Source organism: Aneurinibacillus aneurinilyticus ATCC 12856 (genome assembly GCF_000466385.1).
Lineage (GTDB): Bacteria > Bacillota > Bacilli > Aneurinibacillales > Aneurinibacillaceae > Aneurinibacillus > Aneurinibacillus aneurinilyticus.
Map to the genome: position 1 here is coordinate 14,785 of NZ_KE952784.1, position 20,487 is coordinate 35,271.

Here is a 20,487-nt window from a genome sequence, read left to right on the forward strand (position 1 = left end):
TCGTGCCTTGTTTTTCCAAACCAAAATACATACCGAGTTTTGAAGGGAGGATTATTGCGTTATGAGTGTTATACCTTATGTGGTAGAAAGTACTAATCGGGGAGAACGTGCATATGATATTTATTCCCGCTTATTGAAAGACCGCATCATTATGCTAGGGTCCGAAATTGATGACCAGGTAGCCAATGCAGTTGTAGCGCAGCTTTTATTTTTAGCTGCTGAGGATCCGGACAAGGACATACACTTATACATAAATTCTCCTGGAGGCTCAATTACAGCTGGCATGGCAATTTATGATACCATGCAGTTCATAAAGCCCGACGTGTCGACAATTTGTATCGGCATGGCTGCCAGTATGGGTTCGTTCCTACTGATGGCCGGGGCCAAGGGTAAGCGGTATGCATTGCCGCATAGCGAAGTAATGATTCATCAGCCCCTTGGTGGAGTTCGCGGACAGGCGGCGGATATTAAAATCCACGCTGAATGGATTCTGAAAACGAAGGAAAAGATCAATCAAATCTATGCTGAGCGTACGGGTCAACCGCTTGAAAAAATCGAACGCGATACGGATCGCGATCGGTTCTTGGATGCCCTTGAAGCCAAAGAATACGGGTTAATTGACGAAGTCATCACTCGTAATGATCAAAAGTAAGGGGTGATTTCATGTTTAAATTTAACGATGAAAAAGGCCAACTCAAGTGTTCGTTCTGCGGCAAGTCCCAGGACCAGGTACGCAAACTTGTAGCTGGTCCTGGTGTATACATTTGTGATGAATGCATCGAGCTATGTACGGAAATTGTAGAAGAAGAATTGGGTACAGAGGAAGAAATTGATCTAAAAGAAATTCCGAAGCCACATGAAATTCGTGCATTTCTCGACGATTATGTTATCGGTCAGGAAGCGGCTAAGAAGTCGTTATCTGTTGCGGTGTATAATCACTACAAGCGCATTAATACAGGCTCGAAAATTGATGATGTAGAATTAGCTAAAAGTAATATTTTGATGCTTGGCCCTACAGGAAGCGGTAAGACGCTGCTTGCGCAAACGATGGCACGTATTTTGAATGTGCCGTTCGCTATTGCGGATGCTACATCGCTAACAGAAGCCGGATATGTGGGTGAAGATGTAGAAAACATTCTGCTTAAGCTTATTCAGGCTGCCGATTATGATGTAGAAAAAGCCGAGCGAGGCATTATTTACATTGATGAAATCGATAAAGTAGCGCGCAAGTCGGAGAATCCTTCTATCACCCGTGACGTATCCGGTGAGGGTGTGCAGCAAGCGTTGCTGAAAATTCTTGAAGGTACGGTTGCCAGTGTGCCACCGCAAGGCGGACGCAAGCATCCGCATCAAGAATTTATTCAAATCGATACCGCTAACATCCTGTTTATCGTAGGTGGAGCATTTGATGGAATTGAGTCCATTATTAAGCGACGCATCGGTAAAAAAGTGATCGGCTTTGGGACAGAAGCGGATGCAAGCACAAGAGACTTGAAATCCGGAGAATTCCTGCAGAAAGTATTGCCAGAGGATTTACTTAAATTTGGCTTGATTCCTGAATTTGTCGGTCGTTTGCCGGTCATCACAACGCTTGAACCGCTGGATGAGGCTGCATTAATCCGTATTTTGACTGAACCGAAGAATGCTCTTGTCAAGCAATACCAAAAACTGCTTGAAATGGATGAAGCTGAGCTTGAATTTACAGATGGTGCATTGCTTGAAATTGCCAAAGAAGCAATTAAGCGTAACACAGGCGCACGTGGCTTGCGTTCCATCATTGAAAGCATCATGCTCGATATTATGTTCGATTTGCCTTCTAGTGAAGATATTGTCAAGTGCGTTATTACCGACGAAACTGTCAAACAAAAAGGCAATCCTGAGCTTTATACCAAACAAGGTAAACTTGTGAGCGACAATAAAAATAAAAAGCCGGAAAGCGCGTAATACACTTTCTGCTTACAGAAGCCATTGGAGAATCTCCGATGGCTTTTTTTCATATGTAAATCAACCATGCTTCTTTTCGTTTATTCCCCCCCCTTCTAGGCAATAATACACCTAGAAAACACGAGGTGCTGGCTTCTGGCATTCCGCACAACAGGAGGGAAATATGAACTGGACACTACTACTTACGCTGATTCAAGTTTTCTTTGCCGTAATTATCGGCATGTATTTCATGAGTTTGTTGAAAAATCAACGTAGCAGCCGCACGTATGTAGATCGTGAATCTCGCAAGGAAATGGAACAACTACGCAAGATGAGATCGGTTTCCTTATCTGAACCGCTTTCAGAGAAAACCCGGCCGGCTACGCTTGATGATATTGTCGGACAAGAGGATGGGATTCGTGCCTTGCGTGCGGCATTATGCGGTCCGAATCCACAACATGTTATCGTGTATGGTCCTCCGGGAGTCGGTAAAACGGCCGCAGCTCGCGTGATTTTAGAGGAAGCAAAGAAACAATCAGCCTCTCCGTTCAATGAGAATGCGCTATTTACTGAGATTGATGCCACCACTGCACGATTTGATGAGCGAGGTATCGCCGACCCGCTTATTGGCTCAGTGCACGATCCAATTTATCAGGGAGCAGGCGCTATGGGACAGGCTGGCATACCGCAGCCAAAACCGGGAGCGGTTACAAAAGCACATGGTGGTATTTTGTTTATTGATGAGATTGGAGAGCTGCATCCGATTCAGTTAAATAAACTGCTTAAAGTGCTTGAAGATCGTAAAGTATTTCTTGAAAGTGCCTACTACAGCGAGGAAAATCAGCAAATACCTAAGCATATCCATGATATTTTCCAGAATGGATTGCCGGCTGATTTTCGTCTTGTCGGAGCGACTACCCGTACACCGGATGAATTACCGCCTGCCATCCGTTCGCGGTGTCTTGAAATATTTTTCCGTTCGCTTGTTCCATCTGAAGTATATAAAATTGCTATGAACGCTGTAGAGAAAATGAAAATGGAAGTCGAAGAAAACGCTGTTGAATTCCTGACTCGATATGCAACAAACGGACGGGAAGCGGTAAATATGATACAAATTGCTGCTGGAATTGCCATTACCGAACAGCGCAATAAGATTGTTCGCTCTGATATTGAATGGGTTGTTAACAGCAGCCAGAAGTCGCCACGTCCGGATAAAAAGGTACTAGGCGGTACGTTCGTTGGTTTGGTGAACGGGCTTGCGATCTACGGACCAAATATGGGAGCTTTGCTTGAAATTGAGGTGACGGCAGCTAAAGTACCTGAGCCGGGTACGGGAACAATTACGATTACAGGGGTTGTTGATGAGGAAGAGATGGGCGGCAAAGGAAGAACGCTGCGCCGCAAATCCATGGCTCGTGGTTCGCTTGAAAATGTACTGACGGTACTACGCTTACAAGGTGTTAATACGCTGGATTATACACTACATGTTAACTTTCCCGGAGGTATCCCTATTGATGGTCCATCAGCAGGAATTGCTATGGCGACGGCCATTTATTCAGCCATTACAAATCAGCCTATAGACAACCATGTGGCTATGACTGGCGAGTTGAGCATCCATGGCACGGTTAAGCCAATTGGCGGGGCAGTGGCCAAAGTGGAAGCAGCACGTTTTGCCGGTGTGAAAAAAGTGCTGATTCCGAAGGATAATTGGCAGGATATTTTCAAAAATATGGAAGGGGTTCAGGTTATCGCTGTCGAGCATTTGGATGAAGTACTCAAGCATGCTATCGTTTTGCAACCGGAAGAGCAAGTTCAGCCGCTTGAAACTGCTTTACGCCAAGCAACCGAAATATTAAACCCGTCTCCTACCTCCATTTAGCTAAAAAAGCTTTCCGTTACTGAGGGTTAGACAATGAACAGTAGTTAAGCTAAAATGAAATGAAGACAACCTTGTATTTGATACATTTTTCAACAATACGAATACAGGGGCTTGGAGGTAGAAAAGATGGGAACAACCGAAAAAGAGAGACAGATCCCTCTTCTCCCGTTGCGAGGATTGCTGGTGTTTCCGGGCATGGTTCTACATCTGGATGTAGGGCGTGCCAAGTCGGTAAAAGCACTGGAAAAGGCAATGGTGGACGATAACCTCATTCTCCTGTCCACACAGGAAGAAGTGCATATTGAGGAACCGGAGAAGGAGCAAATCTTCATCATCGGCACCGTGGCTAAAGTAAAGCAAATGCTTAAATTGCCGAACGGAACGATTCGCGTACTTGTAGAGGGGGTCAACAGAGCAAGAATAGAAGACTACCTTCAGGAGGATGAGTATTTTGAAGTCCAGATTTCTTTCCTGGACGAAGAACAGCAGCTCACTCCCGAAATCGAAGCGCTTATGCGCACTGTACTTGCTAATTTTGAGCAGTACATTAATTTGTCTAAGAAGATTATTCCGGAGACATTTGCCTCTGTTTCTGATATTACCGAGCCAGGTAGACTGGCGGATATTATCACTTCTCACCTTCCGCTCAAAATTCGGGACAAGCAGGATATTCTCGAAACCATTCCTGTGAAAGATCGTCTCGAAAAGCTTCTTGGCATTTTGAATAATGAGCGCGAAGTACTGGAGCTGGAACGAAAAATTGGTCAGCGCGTAAAAAAGCAGATGGAAAAGACGCAAAAGGAGTATTATTTGCGTGAACAAATGAAAGCCATCCAGAAAGAACTGGGCGATAAAGAAGGTCGCGCAGGTGAAGTAGAGGAACTGCGCAGAAAGCTGGCGGAAGTCAATCCTCCTGACAATATCGTCGAGAAGGTAGAGCGTGAGCTTGAGCGTCTAGAGAAAACTCCGCCGACAAGCGCTGAAGGCAATGTGATTCGTACGTACATTGATTGGTTAATCGCACTGCCTTGGACCCAGAGAACAGAAGATAACCTCGACTTGAATAACGCGGAGAAAGTGCTGGATGAAGACCATTTCGGCCTTGAGAAGGCAAAGGAGCGAGTGCTTGAATATTTGGCAGTCCAGAAATTGGTTAATAAGCTCAAAGGACCGATTCTCTGCCTGGTAGGACCGCCAGGTGTCGGAAAAACGTCGTTGGCCCGTTCAGTTGCGCGTGCCTTGAACCGTGAGTTTGTTCGCGTTTCCCTCGGTGGTGTGCGTGATGAAGCGGAAATTCGTGGTCACCGCCGTACGTATGTCGGTGCAATGCCGGGGCGTATTATCCAGGGCATTAAGACGGCAGGCACTGTAAATCCGGTTTTCCTTCTGGACGAGATCGATAAGATGTCGATGGACTTTAGAGGAGATCCGGGAGCTGCACTGCTTGAAGTGTTGGATCCGAACCAAAATGATACGTTTAGTGATCACTATATTGAGGAGCCGTACGATTTGTCTTCCGTTATGTTCATTACAACGGCCAATGCGGTGCATACAATTCCTCGTCCGTTGCTTGACCGGATGGAAATGCTATATATTCCGGGCTATACGGAGATTGAAAAGCTAAAAATTTGTCAAGATTATTTACTTCCTAAACAGATGAAGGAGCATGGCCTGGGCCGCGATAGACTTCAAGTGCAAGAAGAGGCGCTGCTGAAAGTGGTTCGACAGTATACACGTGAAGCGGGTGTTCGTAACTTAAACCGAATGATGGAGACGATTTGCCGTAAGGCAGCACGGACCATTGTAGCGGGCACGAAAAAGCGTGTTGTTGTCACAGTTAAAACGCTTGAAGACATGCTCGGCAAGCCAAAGTTCCGTTATGGTATGGCGGAAGCCGAAGATCAGGTAGGCGCAGTAACAGGACTTGCCTGGACGGAAGCAGGCGGTGATACGTTGACCATCGAAGTATCTGTCGTGCCGGGGAAAGGAAAGCTTACCTTAACCGGAAAGCTTGGTGACGTAATGAAGGAATCCGCACAGGCGGCATTTAGCTATATCCGCTCTCGTTCGAAGGAACTCGATATTGATCCGGACTTTCACGAGAAATCTGATATTCACATTCATGTACCGGAAGGAGCTATTCCAAAAGATGGTCCATCGGCCGGTATTACGATGGCGACAGCCCTTGTATCTGCACTGACAGGGGTGCCTGTATCACGAGAGGTGGGCATGACAGGAGAGATTACATTACGGGGACGCGTCCTGCCTATTGGTGGATTGAAGGAGAAGGCGTTGGCGGCACACCGTGCCGGTCTAAGAACAATCATTATGCCAAAAGAAAATGAAAAAGACATTGAAGAGATTCCGGAAAGCGTGCGTAACGATCTGAAATTCATTCCAGTCGAACATCTTGATCAAGTGTTAAGAGTCGCGTTAATGAAGGTGGCCAGAGCATGAAAGTAACACAGGCTGAATTCATAATTAGCGCGGTTTCCCCTAAGCAATACCCGGACGCTTCCCTGCCAGAGCTTGCTCTGGCAGGGCGTTCTAATGTAGGCAAATCCTCATTTATTAATAAGATGATTAACCGGAAGAACCTGGCGCGAACGTCTTCCAAGCCGGGAAAAACACAGACGCTGAACTATTATCTAATTAATAAAGAGATGTATTTTGTCGATTTGCCGGGTTACGGATATGCCAAAGTGTCTAAAACGGAAAAGGAAAAATGGGGTCCGATGATGGAGGAATATCTTCAGACCAGAAAGCCTTTGAAAGCTGTTATCCAGGTGGTAGACATTCGGCATACACCTACGAAAGATGATAAAGGAATGTTTGAGTACTTAAAGCATTATGGTATTCCGATTATTGTTGTAGCAACAAAGACGGATAAAATTCCACGCGGTAAGTGGCAAAAGCACGCAAAGGAAGTTCGCACGACGCTAGGTATGGAGAAAAATGACCCGCTTGTGCTTTTCTCGGCTGAGACAGGGCAGGGGAAGGATGAAGCATGGTCTGTCATTTGGCAGAAGATAAAAGAGGCTAATGAAGAAAGTAGCGAGTCACCGGCGTCCATACAAGAAAGCGAATCCTGAATGTGAAAGAGGCATCCGTCTAGTAGGCGGGTGCCTCTTTCCTTGAAATATTCGATTTTATAAGAAGAAAAGTGAGTCTAGAAGGATGTTTTTCGTTTTTTTATCCAGGCTGTAATTTGTTCTGCCTGTAATTCTGCAAGGATCATGCCGATAAAGATGAATAAGCAGCCCATAAGTGCGCGTCCGCCAAGAATTTCATCGTTGAATATGTATGCGGTTATAGCAGCAAATACTGGCTCCATCGCAAAAATTAGTGCTACACGCGTCGCAGTTGTAAATCGTTGACACTCTGTCTGGGCAAGGAAGGCCAGAGCAGTTGCTGGTATGGCCGTAACTAAAAGTGCCCAGTATACAGTTGGCAGTGTAAGTGTGCTCCATGTCAGCGTCGCTTTCCAGTCTTCGAAAAAGAAGGCTGATCCTGCGCTTAATATGGCTACAGTAAGAATTTGCACGAATGCCAATGCCAGAGAAGGAAAGTGCGGTGCAAAACGTCCTGTAAAGATAATTTGCAGTGCGAATGAAATCGCACATAAAAATACGAGTAAATCTCCTTGATTTACATTGAGAGCATCACCCAAAGTTAGGAAATATAAGCCAACTGCGGCAAGCGATACACCTATTACGGCCGGTAGCTTCAGCTTTTGTTTTAGAATAAGCAGACTGAATAAAGGGACGAGCACGACTGATAATCCGGTAATAAAACCGGCTTTAGATGAAGTAGTGTAGAGCAAGCCGATGGTTTGGAATGCGTAGCCGGCAAATAACAAAACGCCTAAGATGATACCAGACCATATAAGTTTTCTACTCATTTGCTGAAGCTGTGGTCGATAGAACAGCATGAGAAATAAAAGTAAAAACACTGATGCAAGCAAAAAGCGTATTCCGTTGAATGTCAAAGGAGGAAGAGAGGCAACCGCATTCTGTACAATAACAAAAGTCGCTCCCCATACAAATGCGACCAGTAATAAAATTCCGTCTGCCATCATAGACTTTTTCAATTCATTCACACCTTCTATATACAAATAATCTTTATTATAGCGAAAGATTAAATAAAGTAAATAGATAAAATCTTCTGTTATTTATGGAGCAGGGAAGGTTTAGCATAAGGGATGGAGAATTATGTTAATAAAGTAAAACTTCCATCATCGTAGGGGGGGAATGCTGATGGAGAAGCTGTTACGCTCACGCAGTGCTAGATCCGGTCTTGCTAAGGTGCAGCATGTCGCCAAAAAAATGGAACATATTCTTCAAAAGTCCGATTCATTTGAGCATTGTGCTGAAGAAATAAGAAGAATGATGGATGAAGAATTGAACGATGATGAGTATTTTGTTCTTGTTGATGAAAAAGGTCTTGGTTTGCTGCATACGAACCGATTACGGGAAGGTACGTTGTTCAATGATAAGGTTGGAGAGAAGGCGGCAACTACAGATGTACCGCTTCTACAATTGTACGAGCGTAATACAGGTGAGGTGCTAATAGACGCTTCCTGCCTAGTGATTAAGCTAGAAAGCGGACAGCGATACAATTTGCGGATGGGCCGTTTGATGCATCGGCCATTTCTTACACCGGCTGTTTTTGGATTGGGAATCTTTCCTTCCCTTATCGGTGCCGTTGCCGGGCTTATTATGGGAGCAAGCGCACCGGGTTTTTACTTGAGTGTAGCGCTGTCACTGCTTATCGGTATCGGGGGCGCTACGGTCTTTTATTATCAGCTTCAGAGCCGTCTAAAAGACTGGTATCGGGTAACCCGAAGCATTTCTGCCGGCAATCTAACAGTAGCCGCTTCAAGTCATGGAAGGAACCAATTTGCTCAAATGGGTTATGAACTAAACAAAATTGTGATCGGTACCCGTGACATCATTCGCGAACTCGCTGCTTCTGCCGAAGTGACACAGGAAGTTAGCGGTCATCAGGCTAACGAATCGCGACAGTTAGCGGAAACATTTGAACAAATGTCAGGAATGATGCAAACTTTCCGTGAAGGCACGGAAGGACAGCTTGCGTCTCTTGAAGAGCTTAGGGCGATGATGAGCCAAATGATGAGTGAAGTGCGCAGGATGCAAGAGCATATGGATAGCGCACGTCGCCTTTCTGCACAGGTGACGGAGATTTCCAGGCGTGGAGCAGCGGCGGTGGAAGATTCAGAATATCAGATGAAACAAATTGAATCTGCGGTGGAAAAGTCGGTCTATACCATTTCCCAAGTGTCAAAGAGCACCGAAGAGATTACAAATAAGGTATCGGCGATCACCCATATTGCCCGGCAGACGAATATGCTCGCATTGAATGCATCTATCGAAGCCGCACGTGCGGGGGAGAGTGGAAAAGGATTTGTGGTGGTAGCGGGTGAAGTCCGCAAACTGGCTGAAAGTACTTCGGCATTTGCTGAAGACATTCTGCAAACGCTAGAAAATACCCGAAACCAGGCTACGCAGGCTGCAGAGAAGGCGATCATGAGTGTAGGAGCGATTGAGAAAGGCATGCAGGTTGGGCAAATAGCAGGGGAAGCTATCCAAGAGATGAGCGGCGCTGCTGAACGAACGAGACATCAGGTAGCATCCAATTATGAATTGGCTAATCAGGTAATAACGGATATTGTGGAGATTGAAAAAATTATCGAGGGCCTTACAGACATTGCGGAACAGTTTAGCAGCTCCATGGCACGTGGTGCAGTAGCTATGGATGAAAAGGTAGTCGGCATTCAACAGTTGGCGGAAGACGCGGAGTTATTATCTGCACAGTCTCAATCTTTGCATAAGGTTGTCAAACGTTTTGCTATTTAGTTTTTTGTAAGCGATTTCTATTTTCTGTTTCATGGAAACACTTCATGAAAACTTTACAGAAATTCAATGTTTTTTTATTAAAATAGCCAATATAAACAACAAAACGATGTGACAGGGCTGATTACCAATGGATAAATATAGAGCAGTTATTGACATGGGCTCAAACTCTGTACGGCTGGTAATTTATTATGAAGCAGCTGAAGGAGCCTCCTATGAGGTCGATAACATAAAGAACACGATTCGCCTAAATACATTTCTTAATGAACGTAATGAAATTGTCGAGCAGGGCATAGCAGAAGTAATAAGGGTTCTGACTCAATATCGACAACTTTGCGAGGCACGAGCCGTTTCATCCGTCACAGGTGTAGCGACGGCGACTGTACGCAAAGCAAGAAATAAAGAAGGATTCCTAAGACGAATCCGGGAAGTCACTGGTTTTTCATTTCGTGTACTTTCTGGAGAAGAAGAGGCATATTACGGCTATCTGGCTGTAGTGAATTCAATGTGTGTGACTGAAGGATTTACGATTGATATTGGTGGCGCCAGTTCGGAATTAGTAAGAGTTTCGGATCGAAGATTAATCGAGAGTCATAGCTTTCCTTTTGGTGCCGTAACGTTGACGCGACAGTTCTTTCAGGGAGAAATCCCAACTATGGAAGAGCTGGTAGCATTAGAAAAGTATATAACAGCTCAATTTACCTCCTACACCTGGTTGAGAGGGAAAGAGCTTCCGATTGTCGGCATGGGAGGGACAGTGCGCAATCTGGCAAAAATTCATCAAAAGATGATGCGCTACCCGTTTGCCAGTTTGCATCATTATGAAATGAAAAAATACCAGGTTGACGCCGTCTTTCATCATCTGAAAGACCTTTCTCCAATGCAGATGCAGGGGGTAGAAGGGTTGTCGAAAGAAAGAGCGGATATTGTTATCGCAGGTATCGTTATTATTAAAGCTCTTTTGAGTTACATTGGAAGCGAGCGCTTTATTGTCAGTAATAAAGGATTGCGTGACGGCGTATATATGGAGTCACGCTTGAAGGCAAAATCCGGCGCACTTGTGAAAGATGTAATTGAAGAAGGAATTCGCGCTCTTATGATTCATTATAAAGTGAACGTGCTGCATGCGCAGCATGTAGATTATTTGTGCTGTACACTGTTTGAACAATTGGCCACTGAAGGATTACATAGGTACGGTACAGAAGAAAGGCTCTTGCTAAGCATCGCTGCGCGTTTGCACGACATCGGACGCACGATTAATCTTGGGGAATGGCAACAGCATACTTTTTATTTAATGGTTCATGTGCTTCTTCCAGGACTTACGCATAAGCAACGTCTTCTCGCAGCCCTAATCGCTTCGTATAAGGGATCGAAACGGATGCAGCAGCTAGCAGCTTCGTATGAATCGATGATAACAGAGGGCGAGCAGCAAATGGTAGAACAGCTAGGGGCGCTCTTGCTAATAGGGCGGGCATTGGATCGGACGGAAAGCCAACAGGTGTCCGAAGTGATGCTTATGCGTACAAGCGACGCAATTATGATGCATTGCAGGGGGAATATAGATGGGCGATCCTTGGAAGCGAAGACGCTGGAAGAACATAAAAAGAAATTTAAAAAACAGTTTGGGTTTCCGCTTCAGATTGAGTGGATGAAACCATAAGGTGAAATTTCACTTTATAGAGGTATTACTGCCCGTTAAGGCGGGATAAATGATAAAAATTATGCTTGAAAGAGGGAAAGAATGATGGGGGAAAGTATTATTGTAAACGAACGGGAAGATAAGGTGGACTTTGATTATACGTCCTATTATATTAACCGGGAGCTGAGCTGGCTGGCGTTCAATCGCCGTGTACTGGAAGAAGCTGAGGATACGGACAATCCGGTATTGGAACGACTCAAGTTCCTTGCTATTACCAGCTCTAATCTGGATGAATTCTTTATGGTACGTGTAGGCTCCATGAAAGATCAGGAAAAGCATGGTATTACTACGCCAGAGAACAAGGCGGGCATGACGCCGCGGCAGCAGCTGGCGGCGATTTCAGTCGAAGCGCACAATATGGTAGATAGGCAATATGAATTGTTGCATCAGGAGCTTATTCCACTTCTAGCCTCATACGGCATCTCCTTCTCAAAGCCGGAGGATTTAACGGAAGAACAGCGTGCATTTTTACGTACCTATTTCTACGAACGGATTTACCCTGTGCTAACACCAATGGCGGTGGATGCAAGCAGACCGTTTCCTATGCTGTTAAACAAAAGCGTTAATCTTGCTGTAATGCTGGAAAGCGAGAAGGATGGAAAGAGCAAAGTTTTATTTGCGGTTGTACAGGTTCCTTCTGTTCTGCCGCGTTATATTCAACTGCCGAGTCAAGAAGGCATAGCACAGTTCATTTTGCTGGAGGATGTAATCTGCCATTATGTTGACTCTTTGTTCAGAGGCAACCGCATTCTGTCGGTTAAGCCATTTCGTATTACGCGTAATGCCGATCTTACCCTGGATGAGGAAGGCGCGGAAGATTTGCTGAAAGAAATCCAGAAAGAGCTGAAAAAGCGTCGTTGGGGTGCAGCGGTGCGCTTGGAAGTGACCCGCGATATGGATGATTATATGAAGGGGATTCTACAGGAATCCTTAGAGATTGAGTCATGCGATGTTTATGAGGTGCCAGGACCGCTTGATCTTACATTCCTGATGAAATTCTACTCTGTACCCGGTTATAATGAATTGCGTTATCGAAGTCTGCCGCCTCAGCCGCCGGCTGATTTTATCGGAGAGAATAACATATTTGAGGCAATTGCTCATAAAGATATTCTTGTACATCATCCGTACGAATCATTTGATCCGGTTGTTCACTTCGTTAAGCAGGCGGCGGAAGATCCGAATGTACTGGCTATTAAGCAGACACTGTATCGGGTCAGCGGGGATTCTCCAATTGTCAATGCGCTGGCAAAAGCAGCAGAGAATGGCAAACAGGTAACTGTGCTGTTGGAATTGAAAGCGCGATTTGACGAAGAAAACAACATTGTCTGGGCTAAAAAATTAGAGAAAGCAGGCTGCCATGTCATCTATGGATTGGTAGGGCTGAAAACGCACTGCAAAGTTACGCTTGTAGTACGTCAGGAAGGGCAAAAACTTGCACGATATGTGCATCTAGGCACCGGAAATTATAATGATTCGACAGCCCGGCTGTATACAGACTTAGGTATGTTTACATGTGATGAGCAGTTTGGTATTGACGCTTCTTATATGTTCAATCATCTTTCCGGGTATTCGAAAACACCCAAGTGGAAAAAGATAGAAGCTGCGCCGAACGGATTGCGTAATAAAATTTTGCAGTTAATCGATAATGAAATTGCGAAAAGCACACCGGAGAAGCCCGGACATATTATTTTGAAAATGAACGCTCTTACAGATAAAAAGCTTATTAAAGCATTGTTCAAAGCATCGGTGGCCGGTGTGCAAATCGATATGATTATTCGCGGTATTTGTTGCCTGCGCCCTGGTATTCCAGGTGTGAGCGAAAACATACGTGTGCGCAGTATCGTCGATCGTTTTCTGGAACATGCCCGTATTTTTTATTTCCAGAACGGTGGTGACGAACGTGTGTATCTTTCGAGTGCTGATTGGATGACACGCAACATGGAACGACGTGTGGAAATTATGTTTCCGGTTGAAGTAGAGTCGCTTAAAAAGCGAGTCAAAGAAATACTCAGCGTACAATTGCAGGATAATGTGAAAGCAAGGGTATTGGATTCCCAGGGCATCTATACAATAATACAGCCGATGGAAGGGGAGAAGCGGGTGCATAGTCAGCTGCACTTTCACAATGTAGCTGTAAAAAACATGAAAAAAATTCGGCAAACTCCTTATATGAAACAGTTAAAACCGAAAACGCATGTAGAAGAAGTATAAAGTAAGAGAAGCATTCCGGCATATGTCTGGAATGCTTCATTTGTATAGACGATTTTTCCTTTTTTACAGGTTCCTTACTCCATTGGCTAGGACTTTTTTTGAACAGCTTGTGAACAGTAAGGTGCAATCGTTTTATCCTCTACACTTTTTCTGTTATAATGTAAAAAGCGACGACACTATATAGGGTATGAATACGTACTGATCTTCATAAATTTTTCATATTTCATTTCGGGTTTAAATATAGAAAGTGATATAATTAGGTACATGTGAAAACGAGCGCATAGTATAGCAAAGCCAGGATAGCGCACAATAAGAGATATGAACATAAGAAAGTAGATGGGGTGTCAATTATGCACATTCTAACAATCGGATTAAATTACCGTACGGCCCCGGTGGAGATCCGTGAGCGATTCGCATTTTTGGAGCAGGACAAGCCGGAAGCGTTGGCGAAGCTGCAGAACACAAAGAGCATATTAGAGTGTGTAATTGTTGGCACCTGTAACCGAACGGAAATTTATGCGGTCGTCGATCAATTACACACAGGCCGCCACTTCATCAAAAATTATTTGTCGGAGTGGTTCGATGTACCGCGTGAAGAGTTCATTGATCATATTTATATTAAAGAAAATGACGCGGCTGTACGGCATCTATTCCATGTGGTCTGTGGTCTAGACTCCATGGTGCTTGGCGAGACACAGATTCTCGGACAGATTAAAGATGCATACGCACTGTCCCAGTCACAGGGTGCTACAGGTACGGTGTTTAATAAGCTGTTTCAACAGGCAATTACGCTGGCCAAACGCGCCCATTCAGAAACAGAAATTAATAAGAATGCTGTTTCGACAAGCTATGCTGCTATTGAACTTGGTAAGAAAGTATTCGGTTACTTTGACAATAAAACTGTTCTGGTACTCGGAGCGGGCAAGATGAGTGAATTAACCGCAAAGCACCTTCATGCAAATGGTGCTCCGCGTGTACTTGTCGCTAATCGCACATATGAGCGTGCTGTCTCGCTGGCAGAGAAGTTCCGTGGGATGGCTATGCCGATGGAACAATTACAGGATGCGCTTGTGCTTGCCGATATTGTCATCAGTTCAACTGGTTCGGATGATTATGTAGTCACAAAGCGTGATGTAGAGACGATCATGCGCAAGCGTCGCCAACGTCCGCTGTTTATGATAGATATTGCGGTACCTCGTGATCTAGACCCGGCTATTAACGATCTGGATGGGGTATATTTGTATGATATTGATGACCTGGAAGGCATTGTTGCCGCCAATATGCGTGAGAGAGCCCGTGAAGCCGAGAAAATCGGCATTATGATCGGTGAAGAGCTGGTTACTTTTAAAGCATGGCTTAACACACTGGGAGTAGGGCCTCTAATTAGTGCACTACGTGAGAAGCTTCTTACGCATCAGCAGGAAGCGATGCGTAATATCGAAAATAAATGTCCGGAGTTAACTGAGAAGGAAATTCGAATGATTAATAAACAGACGCGCAGTCTGATTAACCAGATTATGCATGATCCGATTGTCCGTATTAAGGAAATGGCCGGACAGCCGGGCGCGGATGAAGCGCTGGATATGTTTATCAAACTGTTCGCGTTGGAGAACTCGTTTGAAGAGGCGGAGCAAGAAGCAGAGGAGAAAGAAGCTTCTTATATTCCGGTTCGTCATCGACGAGCACTCACTGAACAGCAGGCTTTCTAGTTTCGCTCCTGAGGAGAGGAGTTATGCCCTTTGCTTCATGAAAGCTTAATCTACGATGCTATCGTTTATATTTACGCTTGCAGCATTCTGCTGTACTTTGCAGATTTTCTAAACCGCAGCCGGAAGGTGAATCGAATTGCCTTCTGGCTGCTTGCCGTTGTATGGACGCTGCAAAGCGTCTTTTTTGTCCTCAGCATGCTGGAGAAAGAATATTTTCCTGTATTGACGCTATTTGAGACGCTCTTTTTTTATTCGTGGATATTGGTTAGTTTTTCCCTAATTATCAATTACTTGTTCCGCATTGATTTATTAGTATTTTTTACGAACGTGCTTGGTTTTGCCGTACTGGCATTAAACTTCTTCGCTAATAAAGATGCGTCACCCATGGTAACAGAACGCCTCACATCAGAACTTTTGTTCATTCACATTAGTCTGGCGCTGCTTGCATACGGTATGTTCTCGCTTTCATTTATTTTTTCACTAATGTATCTGGTTGAAGACCGAATGTTGAAGCAGAAGATGTGGAATAAATGGCTGCAGAGACTCCCAGGGCTTGGGTTGCTTGACTTATATTCGTATCGCCTGAATATGGTGGGAGTGCCGTTGTTATTACTAGCCCTTATTCTGGGCGCCATCTGGGCACATATTAAAGTTAGCACAAATATTTGGCTGGATCCGAAGGTGCTTGTCTCGGTGGCCGTACTTGCCGTCTATTCCCTCTATTTATACCAGCGGGTTACGTATGGATGGGCTGGTCGGAAGTTGGCTTTATGGAATGCGGCGGCGTTTTCTCTGATTTTGCTGAACTACTTGATCTCCGGATCGATTTTATCTTTTCATCAGTGGCTATAGGGAGGAAGATATAAGATGAGAAAAATTGTAGTAGGCTCGAGACAGAGCGCACTGGCTTTGACACAGACCAATTGGGTAATCGAACGCCTAAAAAGCTTTGGGTTACCGTTCGAATTCGAAGTGAAGAAAATTGTTACAAAAGGCGATCGTATCCTAGATGTGACACTATCCAAAGTAGGCGGAAAAGGACTTTTTGTTAAAGAAATCGAACAGGCGCTGCTCAGTGGAGAGATTGACATGGCTGTACATAGTATGAAGGATATGCCGGCTATGCTTCCGCCAGGTCTTATGATTGGCTGTGTACCGAAGCGGGTAGATGTGAGGGACGTGCTCATTAGTAAAGACAATCAGCCGCTTGACAAACTGCCGTCCGGAGCCATCGTGGGTACAAGCAGCCTGCGCCGTGCAGCCCAGTTGAAAGCATTTCGCCCAGACCTTGTGATTGAGCCTATTCGCGGCAATATTGATACGCGGATGCGCAAGTTGAAAGAAGAAAGTTTCTCTGCCATTATTCTTGCTGCTGCGGGTCTGGAGCGTATGCAGTGGAACGGCAACATTACTGAATTCTTACCGGTAGATATTAGCTTGCCTGCAGTTGGCCAAGGAGCATTAGCCATTGAATGTCGGGAGAACGATGCGGAATTATTAGCGCTGCTCGATAAATTAAATGACAAGGATACAGCGCTTGCTGTTAAGGCAGAACGTGCCTTTCTGCGTACGCTTGAAGGCGGATGTCAAGTACCGATCGCCGCCTATGCCAACGTTGCGGATGATAGGGTTTCTTTAACAGGGCTTGTGGCTGAGCCGGATGGTGGCACGATACTGAAGGAAAAGATGGAAAGTGAAGATCCGGAAGCATTGGGCGTTAATCTGGCTTATAAGCTAAAAGAGCAGGGTGCGGATGAAATTCTGGAGAAAGTATATAAGGATAATCAAGCATGAATAAGGACTATTCCCTCGCAGGCAAGCGTATTGTAGTGACAAGAGCGCGCGAGCAAGCGGGCGAACTTATTCAAAAAATCGAAGAGCGGGGTGGAGAAGCGGTTGTTTGCCCAGTGATTCGGTTCGTTCCTCCTCCGGATTTGACAGTACTTGACGGTGCGCTACGGCGACTTTCCACATTTGACTGGATTTTTTTCACCAGTGTGAATGGAGTTGCTTTTTTCTTTCAGCGTATACAGGAACTTGGTGTGAGCATGGAGGAATTCATTGGTCGAATTGCTGCGGTAGGGAAAAGGACGGCCGCCGCGCTAGAAGCAAGGGGCCTTTCTGTACAACATATCCCTGGTAAATTTACAGCTGAACACCTAATTGAAACAATGCATGATAAATTAAAATCAGGACAGAAGGTGCTTCTTCCCCGTTCTTCCATTGGACGCGAGGTGTTGCCCAGGAGTCTTGCGGCGCTTGGTGTAGAAGTGACAGATGCGCCCGCGTATGATACGGTAAAATCTGAAGGAAGCATTGCCCAGCTCATGAATGAGCTGAAAGCAAAACAAATTGATATTATTACATTTACAAGTCCATCGACCGTACGTTATTTTCTGTCCGGTTTCAGTTTGGCTGAAAGACAACGGTACCTAGAAGGCGTACATATCGCTGTTATTGGTCCAATCACGGAAAGGGCGGTACGGGAGGAGGGGCTTCAAGTCCATATAGTAGGCAATGAATATAGTATTGACGGGCTGATTGAGTCTATGTCGAATTATACCGGGTAGTATCCCGAAGGAGGATATGATAATGTCTTTATATTTTCAACGTCATCGTCGCCTGCGTACGACAGCAGCGATGAGAAACCTAGTCCGCGAAACACACCTGCATGCGAACGACTTCATCTATCCGTTGTTCGTAGTAGAGGGAAACAATGTGAAGCAGGAGATTTCTTCTATGCCGGGTGTGTTCCACTACTCACTCGACAGATTGGAGCAGGAAGTTCAAGAGGTAACCGAGCTGGGAATTCAATCGATTATTGTATTCGGTGTACCGAATGAAAAGGATGCATGTGGTTCGGAGGCGTATGCTGAGAATGGAATCGTTCAGCAAGCGATCCGCAAAATCAAAGGATGGTCCCCGGAGCTTGTGACGATGGCTGATACTTGTTTATGTCAATATACGGAACATGGACATTGCGGTATGATTCATGAAGGATATGTCGATAACGATTCCAGCTTGGAACTGCTCGTCAAAACGGCCGTATCTCAGGCAGCCGCTGGTGCAGATGTGATTGCACCATCCAATATGATGGATGGATTTGTAGCTGCGATTCGTCACGGACTGGATGAAGCGGGCTTTATTAATACACCGATTATGTCATATGCGGTAAAATACGCATCCCAATTCTACGGACCGTTCCGTGATGCTGCGCATTCGACACCGCAATTCGGCGATCGTAAGACATATCAGATGGATCCGGCTAATCGTAGGGAAGCATTGCGTGAAGCGGCTTCTGATGTAGAAGAAGGCGCGGATATGCTGATGGTGAAGCCGGCCATGGCTTACATGGATATTATTCGTGAAGTGAAAGATAACTTTGATCTTCCTGTAGCGGCTTACAACGTAAGCGGAGAATATTCGATGATTAAGGCAGCTGCCGAACGTGGATGGGTGGATGAAAAAGGGATTACGCTTGAGCTTCTGACCGGTCTGAAACGGGCCGGTGCCGATATGATTCTTACGTATTCCGCGAAAGATGCGGCACGCTGGCTGAAAGAAATCGATTAGTTAAGATGGAACAGGAGGAACACGGAATGCAAAGAGGATATGATAAATCGATTCAAAGTTTCACTGAGGCAAAGAAATACATGCCAGGGGGCGTAAACAGTCCGGTGCGTGCGTTTAAATCGGTAGGTATGAATCCGGTCTATATGGAGCGTGGCCTCGGCTCGAAGATTTACGATGTGGACGGTAATGAATATATTGATTACGTAGGCTCTTGGGGCCCTCTTATCCTTGGACATTGTCATCCGGTAGTACAGGAAGCCTTGCGCGAAGTGCTGGAGAAAGGCACAAGCTTCGGCGCACCGACCGTATTGGAGACCAATATGGCCAAAATTGTGTGTGAGATTGTACCTTCTGTTGAAGTGGTACGGATGGTCAATTCCGGTACAGAAGCAACCATGAGTGCTCTGCGGTTGGCACGCGGCTATACGAAGCGCGATAAAATTATGAAGTTTGAAGGCTGCTACCACGGTCATGGTGATAGCTTGCTAATTAAAGCAGGCTCCGGTGTGGCAACGCTCGGTTTGCCAGATAGCCCTGGCGTGCCTTCATCTGTGGCGACCCATACGATTACTGTACCGTACAATGATTTGGAAAGCGCCAAGGTAGCGTTTGACCGTTTTGGTGATGAACTGGCCGCTGTCATTGTGGAACCAGTAGCAGGTAATATGGGTGTAGTTCCAGCGCTCCCAGGCTTTTTGGAAGGTTTGCGTGAGCTAACACAGAAACATGGCACTTTGCTCATTTTTGATGAGGTTATGACAGGCTTCCGTGTTGGATACCATTGTGCGCAAGGACGTTTCGGTATTACGCCGGATTTAACGACGATGGGGAAAGTAATTGGCGGTGGTCTGCCGGTTGGTGCTTATGGCGGTAAAGAGGAAATCATGCGTCAAATCGCACCGGATGGTCCGGTATATCAGGCAGGAACACTCTCTGGTAACCCGTTGGCAATGGCTGCTGGGTATGCAACATTAAAAGAGCTGGGCAAACCAGGGGTTTACGAGGAATTGGAGCGTAAAAGCGCTCGTCTTGAAGAAGGCATCGCAGCGAATGCGAAAGAAGCTGGTATCCCGGTTCAGCTCAACCGCGTAGGTTCAATGGTAGGAGTATTCTTCAACGACCAAAAAGTTATTAACTACGAGACGGCAAAGGCATCTGATTTGGAACGCTTTGCAAAATATTTCCGTCTAATGTTGGATTACGGCGTATCTCTTCCGCCATCCCAGTTTGAGGGGATGTTTGTATCTACGGCACATACGGATGAAGATATCGAACGGACGATCGAAGCGAATTATCAGGCGTTAAAGCAGCTGTGAAAATAAATGCAATAACGTTTAGGGATGTCCCGCGACTGGCGAGACATCCCTTTTTTGTTTGAAAGCTTTAACACTGTTTATGTATGATAAATGAACCATTTGTGAATATTTTCACTTTAATATTTTGATTTTGTGAAAAATGTGAAATAATGAAAAATCATGCCTGTTGATTATCCATAAGGTGGAAGAAAGAAGGTGCACGCGTCGGCGTGTTCCCTCGTCTTTCTCACGAGGTAGAGACACGGCCGCTTTGTGGCGCCAAGGCCGGAACGGCAAAACATCTGGGTATTAACGGGGCGGGAGA

General features: G+C 45.4%; 15 protein-coding genes. 14 read left to right on the forward strand and 1 reads right to left on the reverse strand.

What is annotated here, in order from left to right; genetic code table 11:
- Positions 1–61 precede the first annotated feature (61 nt).
- The 5 genes from clpP (at position 62) to yihA (ending at position 6,894) form a co-directional block, all read left to right on the forward strand.
- Positions 62–652 carry an ATP-dependent Clp endopeptidase proteolytic subunit ClpP gene (gene clpP / locus HMPREF0083_RS12170; protein ID WP_021621685.1) on the forward strand — a complete coding sequence of 197 codons (591 nt, stop codon included), beginning with the start codon at positions 62–64 and terminating at the stop codon, positions 650–652.
- A gap of 11 nt (positions 653–663) precedes the next feature.
- Positions 664–1,944: an ATP-dependent Clp protease ATP-binding subunit ClpX gene (clpX, locus tag HMPREF0083_RS12175; RefSeq protein ID WP_021621686.1), complete on the forward strand. Its 1,281-nt coding sequence runs from the start codon at positions 664–666 to the stop codon at positions 1,942–1,944.
- Between the two features lie 163 nt (positions 1,945–2,107).
- Complete coding sequence (lonB, locus tag HMPREF0083_RS12180) at positions 2,108–3,802, forward strand: ATP-dependent protease LonB (RefSeq protein WP_021621687.1); 1,695 nt, start codon at positions 2,108–2,110, stop codon at positions 3,800–3,802.
- 126 nt (positions 3,803–3,928) lie between these two features.
- Positions 3,929–6,259, forward strand: coding sequence for an endopeptidase La (gene lon / locus HMPREF0083_RS12185; RefSeq protein WP_021621688.1), 2,331 nt, complete (start codon positions 3,929–3,931; stop codon positions 6,257–6,259).
- Positions 6,256–6,894 (forward strand): ribosome biogenesis GTP-binding protein YihA/YsxC, encoded by a 639-nt coding sequence (gene yihA, locus HMPREF0083_RS12190; RefSeq protein ID WP_021621689.1) that lies wholly within the window; start codon positions 6,256–6,258, stop codon positions 6,892–6,894. Before lon ends, yihA begins: the two co-directional genes overlap by 4 nt.
- 77 nt (positions 6,895–6,971) lie before the next feature.
- Here the strand turns inward: yihA and HMPREF0083_RS12195 are convergent, their stop codons facing one another.
- Positions 6,972–7,892: a DMT family transporter gene (locus HMPREF0083_RS12195; RefSeq protein ID WP_040302540.1), complete on the reverse strand. Its 921-nt coding sequence runs from the start codon at positions 7,890–7,892 to the stop codon at positions 6,972–6,974.
- 166 nt (positions 7,893–8,058) lie between these two features.
- Between HMPREF0083_RS12195 and HMPREF0083_RS12200 the strand changes: the two genes are divergently transcribed.
- From HMPREF0083_RS12200 to hemL, 9 genes are all read left to right on the forward strand, one after another.
- On the forward strand, positions 8,059–9,678 hold the full coding sequence (locus HMPREF0083_RS12200; protein WP_051354638.1) for a methyl-accepting chemotaxis protein: 1,620 nt from the start codon (positions 8,059–8,061) through the stop codon (positions 9,676–9,678).
- Between the two features lie 127 nt (positions 9,679–9,805).
- Positions 9,806–11,335 (forward strand): Ppx/GppA phosphatase family protein, encoded by a 1,530-nt coding sequence (locus HMPREF0083_RS12205; RefSeq protein WP_021621692.1) that lies wholly within the window; start codon positions 9,806–9,808, stop codon positions 11,333–11,335.
- Between the two features lie 81 nt (positions 11,336–11,416).
- Positions 11,417–13,585, forward strand: a complete 2,169-nt coding sequence (locus HMPREF0083_RS12210) for an RNA degradosome polyphosphate kinase (protein WP_021621693.1) — start codon at positions 11,417–11,419, stop codon at positions 13,583–13,585.
- 350 nt (positions 13,586–13,935) lie between these two features.
- Positions 13,936–15,294, forward strand: coding sequence for a glutamyl-tRNA reductase (gene hemA, locus HMPREF0083_RS12215; RefSeq protein ID WP_021621694.1), 1,359 nt, complete (start codon positions 13,936–13,938; stop codon positions 15,292–15,294).
- A 30-nt stretch (positions 15,295–15,324) separates the two neighbouring features.
- Positions 15,325–16,146 (forward strand): cytochrome C assembly family protein, encoded by an 822-nt coding sequence (locus HMPREF0083_RS12220; protein ID WP_021621695.1) that lies wholly within the window; start codon positions 15,325–15,327, stop codon positions 16,144–16,146.
- Positions 16,147–16,161: 15 nt separating this feature from the next.
- Positions 16,162–17,088 (forward strand): hydroxymethylbilane synthase, encoded by a 927-nt coding sequence (gene hemC, locus HMPREF0083_RS12225; protein ID WP_021621696.1) that lies wholly within the window; start codon positions 16,162–16,164, stop codon positions 17,086–17,088.
- Positions 17,085–17,864, forward strand: coding sequence for a uroporphyrinogen-III synthase (locus HMPREF0083_RS12230; protein WP_021621697.1), 780 nt, complete (start codon positions 17,085–17,087; stop codon positions 17,862–17,864). Before hemC ends, HMPREF0083_RS12230 begins: the two co-directional genes overlap by 4 nt.
- A gap of 22 nt (positions 17,865–17,886) precedes the next feature.
- The gene (gene hemB / locus HMPREF0083_RS12235; protein WP_040302542.1) at positions 17,887–18,867 is read left to right on the forward strand and encodes a porphobilinogen synthase; all 981 of its coding nucleotides are present in this window, start codon (positions 17,887–17,889) and stop codon (positions 18,865–18,867) included.
- Positions 18,868–18,893: 26 nt separating this feature from the next.
- Positions 18,894–20,183, forward strand: a complete 1,290-nt coding sequence (hemL, locus tag HMPREF0083_RS12240) for a glutamate-1-semialdehyde 2,1-aminomutase (protein WP_040302544.1) — start codon at positions 18,894–18,896, stop codon at positions 20,181–20,183.
- Positions 20,184–20,487 lie beyond the last annotated feature (304 nt).